Origin of the sequence: Acinetobacter sp. ASP199 (genome assembly GCF_022700675.1) — a bacterium.
GTDB lineage: Bacteria > Pseudomonadota > Gammaproteobacteria > Pseudomonadales > Moraxellaceae > Acinetobacter.
Window position 1 is genome coordinate 1875282 of the sequence record NZ_CP062182.1, and the last position, 18741, is coordinate 1894022.

Consider the following 18741-nt stretch of genomic DNA (forward strand, 5'->3'; position numbering starts at 1 on the left):
TATCAGGCCGAATCATTTTATAAACACTGATTCTTGCAAGACCAGACATATATCTTAGAAATTCTGCAACACTCTGCCCAGTTGATTTACAATAATACGAGTCTTATAGAGGTTTTGAGTATGGTGCAGTTAATCCGCAAAGGTGGTTTAAGAGAACGTGCGAACCGCAGCCGCAGTTATCAAGGTTCGGAAAATACAGAAGCTACCTTAAAGCCAAATCGTTATAGCGCTTCACAAAAAACAGATGAAAAAAAAGAGGAAACCACTGTTTCCCCTCTTTCGGCTGATCAAAATCTATCTTCTCAGGATTGAAGTTTTTAATTCATTAAAACCAAGGCATCATACCAAAGCCAGATCGCAAAGATCAGGAACAGTAGGCCTGAAATCAAATCAATATAATTCCCTGCGCGTTGATACAGCACTTTAATTTTTGGTTGCGAGATGAGCAGCATCAGTAATGCAAAAGTTAAAAATGTTTGCAGCGGAATAATTACGGCCAGTTGTGATTTGAGATAATCTGAAGCTGATGAGCTGAGTGCCAGCGAAAATACACTGCTAAAGTAAATTAATGTTTTGGGATTAGACAGATTGGTCAATAAACCCAAAGTAAAATAATTTTTCGGCTCATTCATGACTACCTGATCATCGCTGGCTTCATGACGCTGTTTAAATGCCTGTAGTCCACCTTTTAACATCGCCCAGCCCATTTTCGCCAGAAACGCTCCACCCACAATCATGAGTACTTGCTGAATCCAGGGAAACTGGTCTATCAGCATAGTAAAGCCAGCCAAGGTCAGCACCACCCAAACGACGATACCAGCCGAGATACCGGCAATAATTTTCAGGGTATTGGCACGCGTGGTAGAAGCTGCACTTCGTGCAATCAGGAGGACGTCCGGTCCTGGACTCAATTGGGCAATAAAATGCAAACCACAGATGGTTAAAAGCAAAGACATATTTCTTCTATCAGTGATGACTGAAACTGCTGCATTATAACTTTTGTTTAAATTTTCGCAGTACTTTTATCTTAATTTACTCGCATAAAAAAGCCGAATCATAAGATCCGGCTTCATCTATGTAGATCCGTATTATTTTGGATTTACATCTTTCATTTCAATCTTTTTCGCTTCTGGCGTCACTTCACGTGCTTCGCCATCAATAATGGTTGAATCACCACGGCCACCGTGCTGGTTTTGCATTTCCTGCATCTGACGCATCATTTCTGCGAATGGGTTCTGACCTTGAGCGCCGCCCATATCGCCCATCATGCCACCCATCATTTTTTCCATCATGGCTTGCTGACGTTTCATCATGACTTTCATCATCGCCGCTTTAAATGCCTGTTGTACAGCTGGGATCAGCATCAACACCGCCAACACGTCAGTAATCAGACCTGGAATCAGCAGGAAGAAACCAGCCAGAATTTTTGGCAGGTTATTGGTCATGGCCGGATCAGCACTCATCTGGCCCATCTGCATTTGTTGCATCTGCGGCATGAGTCCAATGGAATATTTGCGAATCAGGTTCATACCGATAAAGAATGCGGCCACAAACCAGAAAAATACGTACCACATGCTCCCGACGAGGTCGCCCACGCCAATCCACACAAATACTTCCAGGATTACGCCAGCAAGGATAATAAGAAATAATTTCATGAAAATTAATCTAATCTCTATTCAATAATTAAGGATGTAATCAACTGCTTCATCAGGATCAAGCTTTTTTGATACGCTTATGTAACAATATGGGCATTATATTATTTTTAAAGTGCAGGCATGTCATTAATTATTGGGATTGACCCAGGTTCACGTCTTACGGGGTATGGCATTATTCAAAAAGAAGGTTCTAAACTGTCTTTTGTGGATGCAGGTACCATCAGGACGGAAACTGCGGAAATGCCTGAGCGATTAAAGCGAATTTTTGCCGGGGTTGAACGTATTGTTAAATTCTATGGTCCGACAGAAGCGGCCGTAGAACAGGTATTTATGGCACAAAACCCGGACTCGGCCCTGAAACTTGGTCAGGCCCGTGGTGCCGCCATTGCAGCATTGGTCAATCTGGATCTGCAAGTCGCTGAATATACGGCACGTCAGATCAAGCAGTCTGTCGTTGGCTACGGCGCAGCAGAAAAAGAACAGGTACAGATGATGGTCATGAAAATTCTGAACCTGAATATTAAACCGCAACAGGATGCAGCGGATGCCTTGGCTGCGGCGATTTGCCATGCCCATGCTTCTGGCAGCATGAGCAAGATGGCTGTGTTGAATGCGCTTGGGGGAATGGCACGTGGACGTAGCCGTGTCAGCAGACGTCGTTAATCATTAAATGAACGTTTGATCTGAAAATCTTCAAACTGATATTCAGCAGGATTTAATTCAAGTTGCTGAATGTCAGTGACATCCGCATGAATTGGTCCTTTCTGGCTACGCGAAATGATCTCCTGAATTTTCCTTGCATATCCAACGATTATAGCTTCTACCTGTGCAGTTGGCAGATTCTGTACATAGCCTTTCAATCCCAGCTCTACGGCCTGAACTGCAAACCAGTTTCGATAGCCTACTTTCTGCACTTTTCCAGAAATAATCAGTTTCACTGCCTGCATCATGACTTCCCTAAAGATTGACCACTTTATAAATGGCCTGTTTCATGTCCTGTGCCTGTAAACCACGCTGACCATGTTTTGCCAATACATCTCCAGCCAATGCATGTAAAGTCACGATTTCATGCAGATGAATATCAGCATGGAACTGGGCTTTCAGACTGGCAATCATACCCGCCAGCACATCCCCCATTCCCCCAGTCCCCATACCCGGATTGCCAGCAGTACAGATATACAGCTGATCTTCCAGAATTAAACTGCCCGAGCCTTTTAAGACCCACTGTCCTTGAAACTTCTGCTGTAAGGCATGAATGGCTGCTATTCGGTCAGCTTCGATTTCTTGAGTTTTAGATTTCAATAAAGTTGCAGCTTCGCCCGGATGTGGGGTGCAATACGTTCGTGCATTCAATTTTTCAGCTTGCTTTGATAAAAACCAGAGGGCATCTGCATCCAGGACAATTTCCAGTTCTGATTGCTGAAGTGCAGAAAACCAGAATTGATACTGCTGTTCAGCCCAGAGATCACGTCCCAGGCCCATGCCAAAACAAACTGCATCTACCTGCTGCAACAGCTGATCACGTTGCTTTTCATCCAGTGCATTTATATCTTTGAGCATGATATTCGGTGCTCGGGACAAAATCGCCATATGATGTTTGGCATCACAAATGACAGTCACTTTACCCGCTCCTGCTGCAAATGCAGCTTCGGCCGACATGATTACTGCACCGCCCATATCAGCATGACCGCCAATCACCAGTACATGCCCATAACTGCCCTTATGCCCAAAGGCCTGACGCTTTGGTAAATGGATTCGGGTATCAGATAATTGCGCAACCGGGTTCAATTCAACATCGGCTGGAATGGCAGATATACATTTCACCTGCCCAGCGTAGGTTTGACCCTGGCCGGTAAAGAGGCCGGCCTTAAATCCGAGTGCCGTATAGGTATAGTCAGCCTGAATAGCGACTGGCAAAGGTTGTCCGGTATTGGCATGCAGACCGCTTGGAATATCTACCGCAATTTTCAGTCCTTGTTGCGCATTGATACTTTGAATAATCTGTTGCCATGCGTTATTTAGATCACGGTTGAGGCCTATCCCAAATAACGCATCAATATAGGCATCATATTCAGTCTGAAAATCAAAATGCGGATAGACTTTTATGCCTGCATCAATTGCTTCCTGACTGGCCAAAGCCAGATCCAGTGAACCACCCTTTTCCGCCGCATAAACCTCGACCTGAAAACCCGCCTGTTTCAGATATTTTCCAACCAGATACCCATCTCCAGCATTATTGCCCTGACCACAACAGACCGCGACCTTTTGCACATTCTTTTGAGCAAATACAGGAATCAGGTGCTGTGTAACTCCCCAAGCAACTTGCTGCATCAGACCATAGGAACTATTGTGCCGGGCAAACCAGCGCTGCTCCCAGGCTTGAATACTTTGGCTATGATAAACGGGGCTATGGTAAACTTGTTGCTGCATTTTTTCTTCCCTGTTCCCGGTTTATGATTACACCCAATTCTCCCGCGCAAATTCAGGTTTTTCAAGAAGATCCTGAAGCCCTCAAAGCATGGATCAAAGCACAAGCGCTGGAATTGGGTTTTTCTGATTGTGTCATTGCCCGGCCGGATGCTCAAGCAGAATTGCCCCGTCTGCAAGAATATCTGGATCGTGGTTATCATGGCGATATGAAATTTCTGGAAGAAAATCTGGAAAAACGCGCTGATCCAACGCTATTAATTCCAGATACTCGCTCTGTGATCTGTGTGCGTATGGATTATCTGGTCGAGACACCGGAACCAAGATTAGTGCCTGATGCACCTAATTCTGCGATTATTGCCCGTTATGCCCGTGGTCGTGATTATCACAAAACCATGCGTGGCCGTCTTAAAATGTTGTCGGCTAAAATCAAAGAAAAAGTCGGAGAATTTGAATCACGTCCTTTTGCTGATTCAGCACCGGTATTTGAAAAATCTTTGGCTGAAAATGCCGGTATGGGCTGGACTGGTAAACACACTCTACTAATCCATAAAAAATCTGGTTCCTTCTTTGTACTCGGTGAACTGTTTACTTCACTGGAACTGCCATTTGACGAATCGACGACCAAACACTGTGGTTCCTGCACTGCCTGTATTGATATCTGCCCGACACAGGCGATTGTTGAGCCGTATATGCTAGATGCACGACGCTGTATTGCCTATCTGACCATCGAGTATAAAGGCATAATTCCAGAGGAACTTCGTCGCGGTATTGGTAACCGGGTCTTTGGTTGTGATGACTGTCAGTTGATTTGTCCATGGAACAGCTTTGCCAAGACCACCACCATTGCAGACTTTCATCCACGACATGGACTCGATCAGGCTAGCCTGCTGGATTTATGGCAATGGGATGAAACCACATTTTTAGCCTCGACCGAAGGCAGTCCACTACGGCGTACCGGTTATCAAAGCTTTATGCGTAATATTGCGATTGGTTTAGGTAATGCCCCGTTTAATCTGGCGATTGTTCAAGCCTTGCAAGACTCTCGCGCTCAGCATGATGAAATTGTACAGGTGCATATTGATTGGGCGATTCAGGAACAACTTTCCAAATCCAGATAATTTTCTCTCTTTACCTGGTGTCACAGATTCTCTTAAAAGCCTTACACACCTTATTTTCAGATTGTGGCATAAATTTAAATAGTCTCAGAAATGAAATGGAGGGACGTTAATGTCATCAAAAAATCCAAATCAAGAGCTATTGGAACAGTTGCAGCAGGAGCATCAGAAAGAGCAAATGCAGCAACAGCAACAGCCGCAACATGGGCCGATTAATTCCCCAAAAAATAATCAGCATGAACAGGATCAACGCGTGTTTAACAAACAGCACCGCAAAGATCTACATGGCCAAGACACTCATGGTAACCACAGTAAATGATCAATGAACTAAAATAATAAAGCCCACAAATAGTGGGCTTTATTATTGGAGAATTATATAAAAATTATTTTTGAGATAAGAAAATAACGATCTCAATCGCTTCTTAAATCAAATCTCTAGTGGCTTCAACTTAAATTAATTAAAGCTCTTAATAGGTCTCTTATTGCTGGCTTCCTGTTGCAGCAAAATTATGTGCCGTAATCAGGATGCCATATTTCGCATTGAGATAATCCCCTACCCGAATGACATCACTGCCATTAGCATGTTCTACCGTAAGTGTCTGAGTAATGGCATCATAATGCAGTGACTCGAAACTTTCCTGATGCAGGCTAAGCCAATGCAAGGTATCTGCCAGATTTTCATCAACAATATAGGTTTCAACCTGAAAGTCTTTGCTCATTATGCACTCATTGACGCTTTAATAAGGTCATATTTTAGCGGAATATTCTTAATTTCAGGCATAAAAAAGTGAGCAGATGCTCACTTTTATGAGGGTTAGGTTTCAATCTTTACTGATGCCACATTTACGACATTCTCGCTGTGTGCCAATCTCTTCCATGTGTTGATATTCATAAATATGCAAGCAAAATATTTTTTTCAAAAGCTGAAGCATTGTTAAAACTCCCGTTTCATCATTATATAAATACGCTTCTGTAGTCCACTCTTCCTGAGTGTCTATTGTTGTTTTGATTAAAAAACCACCTTTTACTTATAAACATAATTTTTCAAAATGTAAAATCAATTTCATGCGTTTTTTCAACTTTCCGATAAAGTTAAATTTCAATTGATTCATACTTTTAATTAGCCAATGTGATACATATCGCAATTACACCATCTTCGAAAGTGAGATCTATAAAAAAGGCAACTGAAGTCCACTTTTAAATGAGGTTTAGAAGAAATGAGCTGACTTTTTTGAATAGCTGACCAGCAGTTTTTTGATTTACTAAGGCTTTGTTGCACAAAGCTATTCTTGAAGGCTTCTTCGGCAATATAATTTCCAGATGAAGAAGCCTGCACCTAAAATCTACCGTACAACCAATTGGTCCTCGTATAACCGAGCCTTAATTAACCGAGGAAATATTTCAATCTGGTTTGATCCTAAGGCCCAATGGTATGCACAACCTCAAGGCAAGCACGGACGAAATCAAACTTATTCCGATACAGCGATTCAATGCTGTTTAATGATCAAATCTCTATTCCGTCTTTCTTTACGTATGGTCACAGGCTTTACTCAAAGTTTGATTAAGCTGTGCGGCCTGGATTGGACCGCACCAGATTACACGCCCCTCTGTCGCAGACAAAAGACGATTGATATTGCGATTAGCTATCAGAAAAGTCGTGATGGGTTACACCTACTCGTAGATTCTACGGGTTTGAAATTTTTAGGTGAAGGCGAATGGAAGCGTAAGAAACATCAGCCTGAATACCATCGGCAATGGCGTAAACTGCATATTGGTATAGATGCTGAAACACTGCAAATACGTGCTGTTCAGCTGACGACGAATAATGTCAGTAATTCACAAGTACTCGGTGATTTACTGGATCAAATCCCACCAGATGAGCGAATAGATTCTGTCTATACCGATGGGGCGTACGACACGAAATGCTGCAGACAAGTGATTTCAGATCGTCAAGCACATGCAGTAATTCCACCAAGAAAGAATGCCAAGCCCTGGAAAGATTCTAAAATCAGTTCAATAGAACGAAATGAGTTACTTCAAACGGTTAAACATTTAGGCAGGACTCTATGGAAAAAATGGTCGGGTTATCACCGTCGAAGTTTGGTGGAAACTAAGATGCATTGCATCAAATCTTACGAAGCAGTGCTTCTCAGGCGATAAATTAACAGCAAGGAGTTTTTCTAGTCAGGTGAATGAGATTCATGCACGCGTAGCAGTCTTGAATAAATTCACACAATTAGGTCGTCCTCATACCCAAGTTGCCACTTGAATTTAGCTCAATTAGGGTAGCTCTGCCTTTCAAACCTTTGTGCAACAAAGCCATTATTACTTATAAATTTAGTTTTCATAAATTTACTATTAATTTTGTTATATTTTTTTAGAAATATAGCTACTTCCTCTCTATCTTGTTGTCTAACTCGCTCCATTTAATTATCTCAACTTAAAATCTTGCGTTACTGATTTATAAACCAGTATAAAATTTTTCAATCAACTGGCGAGTTTTCACCAGAAGATTTGAAAATACAGTGTCACGTTCAAAAAGTTTAACCTTGAAATTTGGCAAATCTTTCAATTCTTCCTTACGTGGCAAACGCTGAGTGAATTCATAATTTTCGAGCACTTTTTTCATTTCTTCAGGCTTAAGATTTTCTTGTTCACATAAATGCTGATAAGCCTGTTCTTTTTCAGCATCCCAGAATTCAGCAAAAGCATCCTTGACGCTTTGGCCATTGATCATCTTAGGCATGTTTTCTTCAATGAATTTTTGAATGAGGTCTTGCTTATCGTGCAAGCTAATATCGCTACTGATTAAATCGTAAATTTGCGCTTGGTACTTCTGACGCTTTTCATCTGAGTCCGTATCAACAACAAGTTGTAGGAGGTTGATGATATAGCCAACATTGATGCGGTCACTGTGCAGTAAATCCAGTTGAAAATCGACATCATCCAGTACCGATACTTTTTCTTTCTTGGTGGTCTTTCTAACGGCACGACACAAGTCAGCATACTTGGAGGCGAAGTTAGCAAAATGCTGTTTGTTCAGCCCAGTTTGATCCTGATCGTACTCAACGAACGTCTGTAGTTGAGCGTTGTAACGCATCACCTCACGGAAAGCCTTGATGAACTCCAATTGCTGTTCTTCTGTGACTAGATCATCCACTGATTTGTAATCAGGCGTGAGGGAGAAGAGCTTTCTAATTGCTTCTTCGTAATCCTTCTTGATCTCATCAAAGCTTGGAACCAGTACGACCTTCTTGGCTTCTTTGTTGGAGAAGAGCGCAAGAGCTTCATCTGTGGCACGTTTCAGATTGCGGAAACAGATGATGTTGCCGAATGGCTTATTGTTATTGTAGACACGATTAGTGCGGGAAAAAGCCTGTATCAGTCCATGGTATTTCAGGTTCTTGTCGACATACAGTGTATTCAATGGCTTTGAGTCGAAACCAGTCAGGAACATATTTACCACCAGTAGAATGTCGATCTGTCTTTTCTTGACTCGATCTGCAATATCTCTGTAGTAGGCGTAGAACTGGTCGCCTGAGTTGTAGTTGGTGTTGAATTGATGATTATATTTGGCAATGTAGCGATCTAGCTTGTCTCTGTTGGACTGGTTAACCTGACTTGGAACTTCTGCTGCTTCCTCGTCAATCAGGCCGTTCAGATCCTCATTGGATACGGACTGGTTGGCAGAATAGGAGAAGATGGTTGCAATGGTCAAAGGCTTGAAAATACGTCCTTGAGCTTCATCTTCAATCTGCTTGGCTGCTTGTACCTTTTCGAACTGTTCATAGTATTGTGTCAACACATCGACTGAGCTGACACAGAACATGGCTGTGAATTCACGTTTCTTAGTTTTGGTGTCGTGAGTATCCACAATGTAGCGTGCAATCATCTCTAATCGTTGAGGATTGTCGTATAGCTCTTGGGTATCAATGCCTTCGACTTCGTCATTATAGTCAAAGTTTTGTTGCATTCCCTTGGCTGTGTACTTGCCTCGGTAATCGATTTGGAACTGCAATACGTTTCGGTCACGGATGGCATCAACAATCACGTATTTATGCAAACATTCATTAAACAGATAATCCGTGGTGAGTTTTAAACCTGCTTTACTTTGGCTGTTCTTTTCAAAAATGGGCGTGCCCGTAAAGCCAAACATCTGTGCATTACTGAAGAACTTCTTGATGTTTTGGTGTGTATCGCCAAACTGACTACGGTGACATTCATCAAAAATGAATACCACTTTTTTGTCTTTCAGGTAGTCGATGTATTCTGCATAGCGATCATTACTGATGGCTCGGTTGAGCTTCTGAATGGTGGTGACAATCAATTTGTCATGGCGTTGATCAAGTTGTTTAACCAAGGTGTGCGTACTATCGGTACTGTCGACACTCTCGGCTTTGAATGCGTTGAATTCCCTTGACGTCTGCGTATCCAAGTCATTGCGGTCTACTACAAACAGCACTTTCTCAACATCAGGTATTTTCATGATAATCTGACTAGCTTTGAATGAAGTCAAAGTTTTGCCTGAACCTGTGGTGTGCCAGATATAACCATTCTGATCCGAGCTTTGTACATGCTGGACAATCTTCTGTACTGCATAGATCTGATAGGGACGCAGCACCATCAGGCTTTTGGTGGTTTCTAGCAGCACCATGTACTGGGTCAGCATTTGGGTCAGATGCTGCTGATTCAGAAAAGTTTCGGCAAAGTCGACAATTTCATTGATGTGTTTGTTGTGTACATCTGCCCAAGGAAAGGCAAACTCAATGCCCGTTGTACCATTGGAATAGTAACGGGTATTGGCACCATTACTGATAACAAAAAGCTGAATAAAACCAAACAGTCCTTGTCCAGCCCAGTATGCTTCACGGATATAACGCTGGGTCTGGCTAAAAGCTTCAGCAATTTCCATCCCACGTTTTTTCAGTTCGATCTGTACCAATGGTAATCCATTAACCAACAGGGTTACATCAAAACGGCTGGTACGTCCATTGTAGTCTCGGTGGTCAATGGTGATCTGATTCGTCACCTGATAGATGTTCTTGCTTGGATCGTCAGACAGGAAACAGATGTGCTTGCTTGAACCATCATCAAATTTGACAGGAAACTGGTCACGTAAGTTTTTAGCCCGTTCAAATACCGTGCCTGTATTCAGAAAGCTGATGACCTGTTTCCACTCAGTCTCAGACAGTGGCGCAAGTCCATTGGCACGTTCAATCTGGGTTTTGAGGTTAGACAGTAGTTGGCTTTCATCCTTGATGCTCACAGTGGCATAGCCCAATTGCTTGAGCTGGCCGATCAATTCGTTTTCAAGTTGAAATTCGCTTTGTACTGTCATTATCCCCTCTCTTTTTCTCAATTTAAAGCTATCTGAATTACTTATATTCTTTCTTAGTCACATCAAAGTGGAACAATTTTGAGTAATTGACTTTACGGATCTGCTCATAATCCTCAGTTGGTTTTTCTCCCTGATAAGTCACTTTTAGGGGAAAATATGCAGCGCCATTATTGATCACGTCCAAACGACTGTGATAGCTATAATATAGGGGCGAATCTTCTTCATAACTGCCCCCGTTATCAGCTCCAGCATCCGCTACACCATAACTGTTGATAAAGTCATTTTCAGGGAGGTGCAACGCTTCCCACCACAGTTCTGTCGTTCCTGTGCTGGTGTACCCGTTTTGGAAGATACTGCCGACCAGATTCTTGCCCAAAGGCTTTAAGTTTTTAGCAATTTCTTCCAGATCTAGCCCCACACGTCCCCAGCTACCAGAAAATTCGGCATCTTTGGCACTTCGGCTGACCAGTTGATACTGACCATTGTTCAGTTTTTTAAAGCTAAACAAGTCTGCTGTTCCTGCACAGGCATGGCAAGACACTACATTACCTTCACTACCGACCTGTATCTTTTCAATCATGATCAGATAACGGGATTCCTTGGCATTATTTTTATATTCAATCACTGGGTGCATGAGCGCGACAGTTGTATTTTCATCTTCATCCGCCTGTCCCAAGGTGATATGCGGCATTTTGCTCAACTCTTCGTCATCGACATAGCCACGGCTCATCTGACCGCTATAAAACTGGCGCATGATGTTCTTAAAGCTCAGGTTATCCAGTTGTACTTGTGCCATTTGCAGCGCTGAAAATTGTGGATTAGCCGTAACCATTGGTGCAGTAAACAAAGTGCTGCTGCTTAAAGCCAGACTGAGTAATAATTTTTTCATTTCTACCCCCTATAAAATATAAAAAACCTACACAAACATCTGCTGTAACAAGCCTTTTTTCCAAGTTTTAGCTTGTTCAATTTGCTGTGCCACCACTTCAATTTTTTGGTCCATGGCAGATAAGAAATTGGCGATTTTGGTTTGTTCAGCTAGGCAAGGAACAAAAATCGGGCATGATAGAACTTCTTCTTTTTTTAAGTTTGTTTGCCCAACCCCACTATCGAAGGCTAAATAGTACTTGTGACGATTAAGCTGATATTGAAAAAATTTAGGATGATTTATTTTATTAAAAACAAACATACCAATACGCTGGTTAAGTGCATATTTACTACCATCTTCTATATATAAGACTTTAGCTATGGCCTTACCATTTGGTACATCACTCATAACCATAACTAAGCAATCATCAAAAACCTTTTGATTACATGCAGTTACTTTTTTAAATACCCTCATATCTGTTGAAACAAATTTTGAATTAATTAATATAAATTTACCATTAGGATCAACATTATTTTCATGCCCCTTGCCATTATGAAATTTAATTACATCACCTAAAACTTTATCCTCCCACTCACCAAACTCACTCCCATCATTCGCTTTGAAACGAATTTGCTGGCTAAACAGTTTCTGCATCATACCTTGCTTGTATTGGCTGAGTAGCTGATGTTTTTGAGTCAGTTGGCTAATCTTTTCATCCACAGCAGAAAGAAAAGAGGCGATTTTGGTTTGTTCTTCCTTGCTTGGTAAATAAATACTATATGGTTCAATATGCTTATTATTGATTTGGGGAATGGTTGAAGTGTCAGCAATTTTATAAAGTTCGATTTTATTGATTAAATAATATAAATACTCGGCATCTAAACTATGTTGTGGGATCAGTGCCATAAGGTTGCTATCTAATAAAGCATCTACTCGCAGTATACGAACTTTATTATTTAGAATTGCTGCTCCTCTTTTTGGGAAAATGACACTTTGACTAGGAACTGCATCGGAATTTCTTTCAGTATAAAATCTTGAATATTCTTGATATTTATCACAATTGTTTAGTTCTTCAACTTTTAAAAATGGCATTTCCCCACTTTTTTCCAGTTCATATTTACTTGGTGAGTAACCACTTTTGATCTGAACTAGATTGCCTAAAAGATCAAGTTTCCAATCAGCATGAAACTCTTTAAATCTTAATTTTGGTGCTGTCATTACTTCACCTCCACAAATGGTGAAGCAATTCCTAGCTCCTCACAGAAATCAGTAATCACTGCATTGGTCTTTTGGCTCTGTTGTTCTAGTTCTTGCAGTTGTTTGGCAATTGCATTCAGATCAATGTCACATTCGGCTTCAAAGGTATCAACATAACGTGGAATGTTCAGATTAAAGTCATTGTCCTTAACTTCCTGCAAAGTCGCTACATGCGCATATTTTTCGATGTTTTGGCGGTTTTCAAATGCCGCAACAATCTTATCTAAATGCTCAGGCAATAACTTGTTTTGGTTCTTCTGCTTTTCAAAATCATTGCTGGCATCGATGAACAGAATGTTGTCTTGGTGCTCACGGTTTTTCTTCAAGACTAAAATACAGGTTGGAATTGAAGTGCCATAGAAAATATTGGCAGGCAAGCCAATCACGGCATCAATCACATTCATCTGTTCAATCAGGTACTGACGAATCACGCCCTCACTGGAACCACGGAACAATACGCCATGTGGCAATACGACAGCCATGGTGCCGTTATCATCCAGTTGATACAGCATGTGCTGTACAAAAGCCATATCAGCTTTGGAGCTTGGCGCCAGTTTGCCATAAGCGGCAAAGCGTTCATCTTGTAAAAATAACGGATCAGCAGACCATTTTGCAGAAAATGGCGGATTCGCCACCACTGCATCAAATTTTTTATCTAAATGCTGCGGACGGGTTAAGGTATTTTCCTGCTTGATGTCGAACTTGGCGAAATGCACATCATGCAGAATCATGTTCATTCGCGCCAAGTTGTAAGTAGTACGGTTCATCTCTTGACCGTAAATCATATCGACATCTTGGACTTCACGTTTTACTCGTAACAGCAATGAACCTGAACCACAAGTCGGATCATAGACTGAACGTAGGCGATCTTTGCCTTGAGTTACGATCTTTGCAAGCAAGGTTGATACTGTTTGAGGTGTATAGAATTCACCTGCCTTTTTGCCTGCACCTGAAGCAAATTCACCAATCAGGTATTCGTAAGCATCACCCAAAACATCTGCTTCAGTATTGCTGATGTCAAAATCAATCGCATCTAAATGAGTCAGGACTTTTGCGACCAAGGCATTGCGGTCATTGGCATTGTTGCCCAGTTTGGTTGAGTTGAGATCCAAGTCTTCAAAAAGATTTGCAAAGTCATCTGCTGATTCTGAACCTAGGGTACTTTGTTCAATCGATTTTAAAGTTGCAGTTAAATCATCCAGAATGAATTCACCCTAACGGCCACGCTCGGCTAGGGTATGGAATAGTTGTTTTGGTGTGAGTGCATAACCGACTTCGGCAATGGCATTCTTTTTAATTTCTTCGATGTATGGCACATGCTCAGGATTATTTTCATCTAATTCTAAAAAGCTGAGGTCTTCGCCATCGAGCAATTCATTGGCAAAGTTCACCGACTTTTCCGATAAATATTTAAAGAAAATAAAACCCAGAATGTAATCACGGAATTCATCGGCGCCCATGGTGCCGCGCAAAGTATTGGCAATATTCCAAAGTTGTTTTTGTAATTGTTGCAGTTGTACCTGGGTCATTGTTATGCATGTCCGATGAAATGAATAAAACATGACTAGTGTACCGAAAATTAAAGTTTTTTCAGCAAAATTGGAGACAGAAAGACAGAATTTGTCGTACCAAATATATATCAATGAAATTGATATATTTATTATTTCTTTACGGGAATTTTAAATAACAGAATGATCACTTATGATGGGGCAATATCCCAAAAAAAATTAAGCATATATAAAATTTAAATCATTAGTCAAAAGTAACTACAATCTTAGAAAATATTTGCTGATTTTTCAGCACAAAGTCGAAATAAATCATAAAAATATGAAATTCAAGATGATATGTCTAACTAAATTGTTGACTTGTCGAATAGCAAGTCAACAATTTAGAAAAAAATTCTAATACATGCAGGTGTACCAATTTTCTTTACTGTCCCAAATCACGCGACCAGATTCCAATGGCGTTTGTTTGTACATAACATTATTTCCAGAAGCAATGCTATTGTTACTGCTTAACCAACCTTTGATATTAATTTTAATGTTGTTATTGCTAATAGTTTCTAAACTTGCAATAACTTTTGCACCATCTACAGTTCGAAATTGTGGCTGACCAAGTACGATTAGACCTGTATATTCAGAAACTGACGTATCCTTACAAATAGTGCGACCGATATCATTGGATTTAGGTGCATTAGCAGAAATCATACGTTGATAATTTTGTTGTTGATTTCTAATCTCTTGATTACGTTGTTGTATTTGAGCATCAATATCTCTTTTCTTTTTCATATCAATCATATAATAATCACTTGATGTATATAGAAGATCTAGTGGATTTGCTATTTCCGTTTTTAAAGTCATAAACGTAAGTTGTGCATTACGATTGTATCTGTTTGAAATCGGTTCAATTGTTACGCCCCAAGGTTGGGAAGCTGTACAAGTAAAACCACCAATATATGGGATTGCAATGTTTGTATAGCCTTGAATTGGCTTGGTTAATCTTGAAAATTTTGATTGATATGTCTGTGAGAAACTCCCATTTTGAGATTCACAATATGTCTTCAAATAAGTATAAGGAATTTGATGATCAAGTAATACGTCGCTCGTTACGTACTCTTTCCCATTGCCATCTTTCCCATTCAATTTTTTTGGAAGTAATAACTTCATTTGGGCCTTTAAATTTTGATACATCTGAAGTTTTTATATGATCGACAGTCACACACCCAGTGATACCAGTTATAAAAGAAAGTCCAAGAATAGATGTAATTGTCTTCATTATGTGTCTCTTTGATGTTTTGCAGATTTTATCTGAATGCAATAAATTCATACGGGATAGATGCTTAGAGTAAGAAACTTATTTATATATCCGAATTAAAGAATCTTTTAAATAGCGATTTGAGAAATTATTTTCAAACCAACGCAGTGTATCTTGAGTAAAATAAATATTGGTGTATATACGACTATCCACACCAATGGCTGAAATTGTTTGCCATGAGCGAGTCATAATCGCTACAGGACTCCCATCTTTATCAAAACGGGTAACTTTCTCTTTTTCAAGAACTATGTCCGATCAAGTCTGAACTAATACACCTAAGTCGGCATGAAAAAATTGAACCGCCAGTACAGGCGTAATCATCTGCTCAATAAAGAGCATTAACAAATGAAATTAGGCTCGATCCCTTAGGGACGAGCCTTGTCTTATTAAAAAATTATGCTACAGCTTTAATGTTACCAGTAACATTACTAAGATAGTCGGCCCACCACTGCATAACATCAATTCGTTCATCTAAATGTGTAGCTTTGTCATAAACAGCTTTTACACCATGTTTTTTATGCGCTAAACAAGCTTCAATAACCTGCTCTTTATCACTGAATTGATTATTTAAGGCCGTGCTTGCAATATGTCGAAATCCATGGGGACTTTGACGGCCTCGATAACCAAGATTTTTTAAAGCATTATTTAACGTTGCTTCACTCATTGGCTGTTCAAGGCTATCTCGACTTGGAAATAAGAAGTCAGATACTGACCTAATATTTTTCAACTCTAATAACAATTGAATTGCTTGCCGAGGTAATGGCACAACATGGCTGATACCACATTTCATAGTTACGGCAGGCTTTATCCATATTTTTTTCTCAAAATCAAAATCTTGCCATTTTGCATAGCGTAATTCTTGTGGTCGTGGGAAAAGAATAACGAGTAACTCCAAAGCAATTGCTGTATGCGAGTTTCTATAGCCTCGAATAGATTGAACTAAATTGGGCAATTCCTGAAGACTGACATGCTTCATATTCCCTTTACTACCTTTATCAAGATACTTCAAAATTCCATCTAAAGGGTTCGACTCTATTTGTCCATGAAACTTTGCAAGATCATAGGCATTGCGACAATGTGAAACTAGTTTCTCTACACGATTGTAAATACTTTCACTTCTAAGCATATCCTGAAAAAATGTCAGCCATTGTTGATGGTGAAATTTTGGTGAAATCCAATTCACCAAAAACAGATAAGATACGTTTTTCAATCGATTGAGTTTCTTTCTTTATTGTTATTACAGCCCAAGTTGTTTTCTTTGTATCAAGCCAGTCATACATCAAACTTTTTAAATTAAGTTGTTGCTCCTCAACTCTTTGCAGCTCAATTTCTTTTTTTGTTAAAACTTTTTCTTTTTGCTGTAACTTGAGAAAAATAGTTGAAGCTTCAAGTTTAGCTTGTACAAGCGATAACTGAGGATAAGCCCCAATACTATGCCATTTCCATTTCCCTATCTCATCCTTAAAGCGTACTTGCCAAGACTTTTTTCCTTTTGGTGATACACGAAAATAAAGCCCAGCATCACATGAAATACGATACTCCTTATCCTCAGATTCAAGATTATATAAATGCGTGTCTTTTATCTGTTTGATGCCATTTAGGGCAGTTCTTTTCATAGCTAAACACCTTGTATCCGAGTAATGCAGAAAGAGTATCGGATACAAGATTGGATACAAGAGTGCTAAATAAAGCTGTGCATAGCCAAACATAGTTGTGCAAAAAGCAGAAATAAAAAACCCATGAATCATTATAATTCATGGGTTTATATATTAAATCATTGCAAAGTTGAGCATATGATTACAAAAAACTGGTGGGCCCAGACAGACTTGAACTGTCGACCAACGGATTATGAGTCCGCTGCTCTAACCAACTGAGCTATAGGCCCTATATGCCGAAAACCTTATTTATCAATAGGTTTAGGCGACAAGAATACTAGCTAAGATTTTTTTAAAAGACAAGCCTTTTTATGCCTGCTTGCACACTTCATCAGCAATTATAAATCCGGAAACATAGGCACTATGGAAATTTCTAATACTTTCTCTGTACACGACAAATTTCACAGAACCCTTATCCTATCAGGATTCTGCTTTCTTAAAATTGCCAAAATTTCCTTAAACTCTTCTTTTTTCCCAAAACCAATTAAACGCTGAATCGCCATTTGAACATAGTCTAAACCATAGCGAAATAAACTCATTGAGAGTCGTCCATGCTTCTTTATTTTTATCGCTTTTTTTTGATTATGTTGCCATTCACCCGTTAAGTAACACCAACAGAAGCTTATAGCTAACACCGCAATCAATTTTTTCACTCGTCTAGGGTCTGTCAAGCGCGTATTTTCAAGATTAAACCCGCGTCCTTTGAGACAACTGAATAAGGTTTCAATTTCCCAGCGTAATGCATAATCCTGAATAGCATTGGCATTAAACTGAGGAGAAACGACGAGTAAAAGCTCTCCATTTTCTAACTGTAGTGCACTTATATATAGTTTCACCCGACCAACCAAAATCCGTCGTTTACGACATTCAATTTGACCAACTTTAAGATGGCGAAATAAATCACTAATTTTATGATTCTTTCCTAAATGATTGGTGACAATGAAGTTTTTTTAACACGAATGCAGAAGTTGATGTCTTGTTCAATTAACCATGTAAACCACTGCTCACCGATAAACTCTCTGTCTGCGAACACATTCACAATACGGTCTTTACCAAAAATGGCTATAAAGCGTTGAATCAAAGCAATACGCTCTTTCGTATCTGAATTTCCACGTTTATTAAGCAATGTCCAAAGGATAGGTATCGCTATTCCACGATAAACGATTGCGAGCATCAGGATATTAATATTTCGTTTTCCCCATTTCCAATTGGTTCTATCTAAAGTCAGTTGCACTTGGTCGAATGAAAACATATTGAAAATCAACTGAGAAATTTGACGATAATCAAAATACTGACCTGCAAAGAAGCGCTGCATACGTCGATAAAATGATTGTGGTAAACACTTGATGGGCAAGGCTTTAGATGCAGAAGAAAGATTACATGTTTGCTTTAAAATAATCACAAGCATGATGAGCGCAAAGCACTTTAAATGTGACTTGTTCCATTTTAGAGATTTGTTTAAGATAAGATATAACTCATTGAGATGTGTCATAGTATTCGTCGTTAGAAAACAATTATTGTGACATTATTTCAATGAGTTATCTATTTTTGTCGTGTACAGAGTAATACTTTAGAAGTCCCCCCATAATTATTCAGAAAGAATATTTCC

16 protein-coding genes, 1 tRNA gene and 2 pseudogenes are annotated in these 18741 nt (G+C 39.9%); 5 read left to right on the plus strand and 14 right to left on the minus strand.

The window, feature by feature from the left end:
- Window positions 1-120 precede the first annotated feature (120 nt).
- Window positions 121-312, plus strand: coding sequence for a hypothetical protein (locus IHE35_RS08850; RefSeq protein ID WP_242787055.1), 192 nt, complete (start codon window positions 121-123; stop codon window positions 310-312).
- Window positions 313-317: 5 nt separating this feature from the next.
- On the opposite strand, the gene IHE35_RS08855 is transcribed toward IHE35_RS08850, so the two are convergent.
- Together IHE35_RS08855 and IHE35_RS08860 are read right to left on the minus strand one after the other, a co-directional pair.
- Window positions 318-956 carry a LysE family transporter gene (locus IHE35_RS08855; RefSeq protein WP_242787056.1) on the minus strand — a complete coding sequence of 213 codons (639 nt, stop codon included), beginning with the start codon at window positions 954-956 and terminating at the stop codon, window positions 318-320.
- Window positions 957-1088: 132 nt separating this feature from the next.
- Entirely contained in the window at window positions 1089-1655 is a 567-nt protein-coding gene (locus IHE35_RS08860) for an FxsA family protein (protein ID WP_242787057.1), read from the minus strand.
- A 120-nt stretch (window positions 1656-1775) separates the two neighbouring features.
- Between IHE35_RS08860 and ruvC the strand changes: the two genes are divergently transcribed.
- Complete coding sequence (gene ruvC, locus IHE35_RS08865) at window positions 1776-2318, plus strand: crossover junction endodeoxyribonuclease RuvC (RefSeq protein ID WP_242787058.1); 543 nt, start codon at window positions 1776-1778, stop codon at window positions 2316-2318.
- On the opposite strand, the gene IHE35_RS08870 is transcribed toward ruvC, so the two are convergent.
- Window positions 2315-2605: an acylphosphatase gene (locus IHE35_RS08870; RefSeq protein ID WP_242787059.1), complete on the minus strand. Its 291-nt coding sequence runs from the start codon at window positions 2603-2605 to the stop codon at window positions 2315-2317. The genes ruvC and IHE35_RS08870 overlap by 4 nt on opposite strands.
- Window positions 2606-2612: 7 nt before the next feature.
- Window positions 2613-4085: an NAD(P)H-hydrate dehydratase gene (locus tag IHE35_RS08875; RefSeq protein WP_242787060.1), complete on the minus strand. Its 1473-nt coding sequence runs from the start codon at window positions 4083-4085 to the stop codon at window positions 2613-2615.
- A 23-nt stretch (window positions 4086-4108) separates the two neighbouring features.
- On the opposite strand from IHE35_RS08875, the gene queG reads away from it, so the two are divergent.
- Together queG and IHE35_RS08885 are read left to right on the plus strand one after the other, a co-directional pair.
- Window positions 4109-5203, plus strand: a complete 1095-nt coding sequence (gene queG / locus IHE35_RS08880; RefSeq protein WP_242787061.1) for a tRNA epoxyqueuosine(34) reductase QueG — start codon at window positions 4109-4111, stop codon at window positions 5201-5203.
- 109 nt (window positions 5204-5312) lie between these two features.
- Window positions 5313-5519 carry a hypothetical protein gene (locus IHE35_RS08885; RefSeq protein WP_242787062.1) on the plus strand — a complete coding sequence of 69 codons (207 nt, stop codon included), beginning with the start codon at window positions 5313-5315 and terminating at the stop codon, window positions 5517-5519.
- Between the two features lie 160 nt (window positions 5520-5679).
- Here the strand turns inward: IHE35_RS08885 and IHE35_RS08890 are convergent, their stop codons facing one another.
- A complete protein-coding gene (locus IHE35_RS08890) occupies window positions 5680-5919 on the minus strand; it encodes a hypothetical protein (RefSeq protein ID WP_242787063.1) in 240 nt (79 codons plus the stop codon).
- 601 nt (window positions 5920-6520) lie between these two features.
- Between IHE35_RS08890 and IHE35_RS08895 the strand changes: the two are divergent.
- Window positions 6521-7469: pseudogene (locus IHE35_RS08895) on the plus strand (IS5 family transposase).
- Window positions 7470-7661: 192 nt separating this feature from the next.
- Here IHE35_RS08895 and IHE35_RS08900 read toward each other — a convergent pair.
- The 9 genes and pseudogenes from IHE35_RS08900 to IHE35_RS08935 form a co-directional block, all read right to left on the minus strand.
- Complete coding sequence (locus IHE35_RS08900) at window positions 7662-10538, minus strand: type I restriction endonuclease subunit R (RefSeq protein ID WP_242787064.1); 2877 nt, start codon at window positions 10536-10538, stop codon at window positions 7662-7664.
- A 37-nt stretch (window positions 10539-10575) separates the two neighbouring features.
- Window positions 10576-11427 (minus strand): hypothetical protein, encoded by an 852-nt coding sequence (locus IHE35_RS08905; RefSeq protein ID WP_242787065.1) that lies wholly within the window; start codon window positions 11425-11427, stop codon window positions 10576-10578.
- A 27-nt stretch (window positions 11428-11454) separates the two neighbouring features.
- The gene (locus IHE35_RS08910; protein WP_242787066.1) at window positions 11455-12624 is read right to left on the minus strand and encodes a restriction endonuclease subunit S; all 1170 of its coding nucleotides are present in this window, start codon (window positions 12622-12624) and stop codon (window positions 11455-11457) included.
- Window positions 12624-14192 (minus strand): annotated as a pseudogene (locus tag IHE35_RS08915) (type I restriction-modification system subunit M). Before IHE35_RS08915 ends, IHE35_RS08910 begins: the two are co-directional and overlap by 1 nt.
- Before the next feature lie 372 nt (window positions 14193-14564).
- The gene (locus IHE35_RS08920) at window positions 14565-15353 is read right to left on the minus strand and encodes a hypothetical protein (RefSeq protein WP_242787067.1); all 789 of its coding nucleotides are present in this window, start codon (window positions 15351-15353) and stop codon (window positions 14565-14567) included.
- A 518-nt stretch (window positions 15354-15871) separates the two neighbouring features.
- Complete coding sequence (locus IHE35_RS08925; protein WP_346015083.1) at window positions 15872-16687, minus strand: site-specific integrase; 816 nt, start codon at window positions 16685-16687, stop codon at window positions 15872-15874.
- Window positions 16596-17093 carry an Arm DNA-binding domain-containing protein gene (locus tag IHE35_RS14710; protein ID WP_346015084.1) on the minus strand — a complete coding sequence of 166 codons (498 nt, stop codon included), beginning with the start codon at window positions 17091-17093 and terminating at the stop codon, window positions 16596-16598. Before IHE35_RS14710 ends, IHE35_RS08925 begins: the two co-directional genes overlap by 92 nt.
- Window positions 17094-17285: 192 nt before the next feature.
- Window positions 17286-17362: transfer RNA gene (locus IHE35_RS08930), tRNA-Ile, on the minus strand.
- Between the two features lie 171 nt (window positions 17363-17533).
- Window positions 17534-18624, minus strand: a protein-coding gene (locus IHE35_RS08935; protein WP_085940648.1) for an IS4-like element ISAba1 family transposase whose coding sequence is annotated in 2 segments (ribosomal slippage) — window positions 17534-18084 and window positions 18084-18624 — 1092 coding nt in all. Because the reading frame shifts where the segments join, the coding sequence is not laid out codon by codon here.
- Window positions 18625-18741 lie beyond the last annotated feature (117 nt).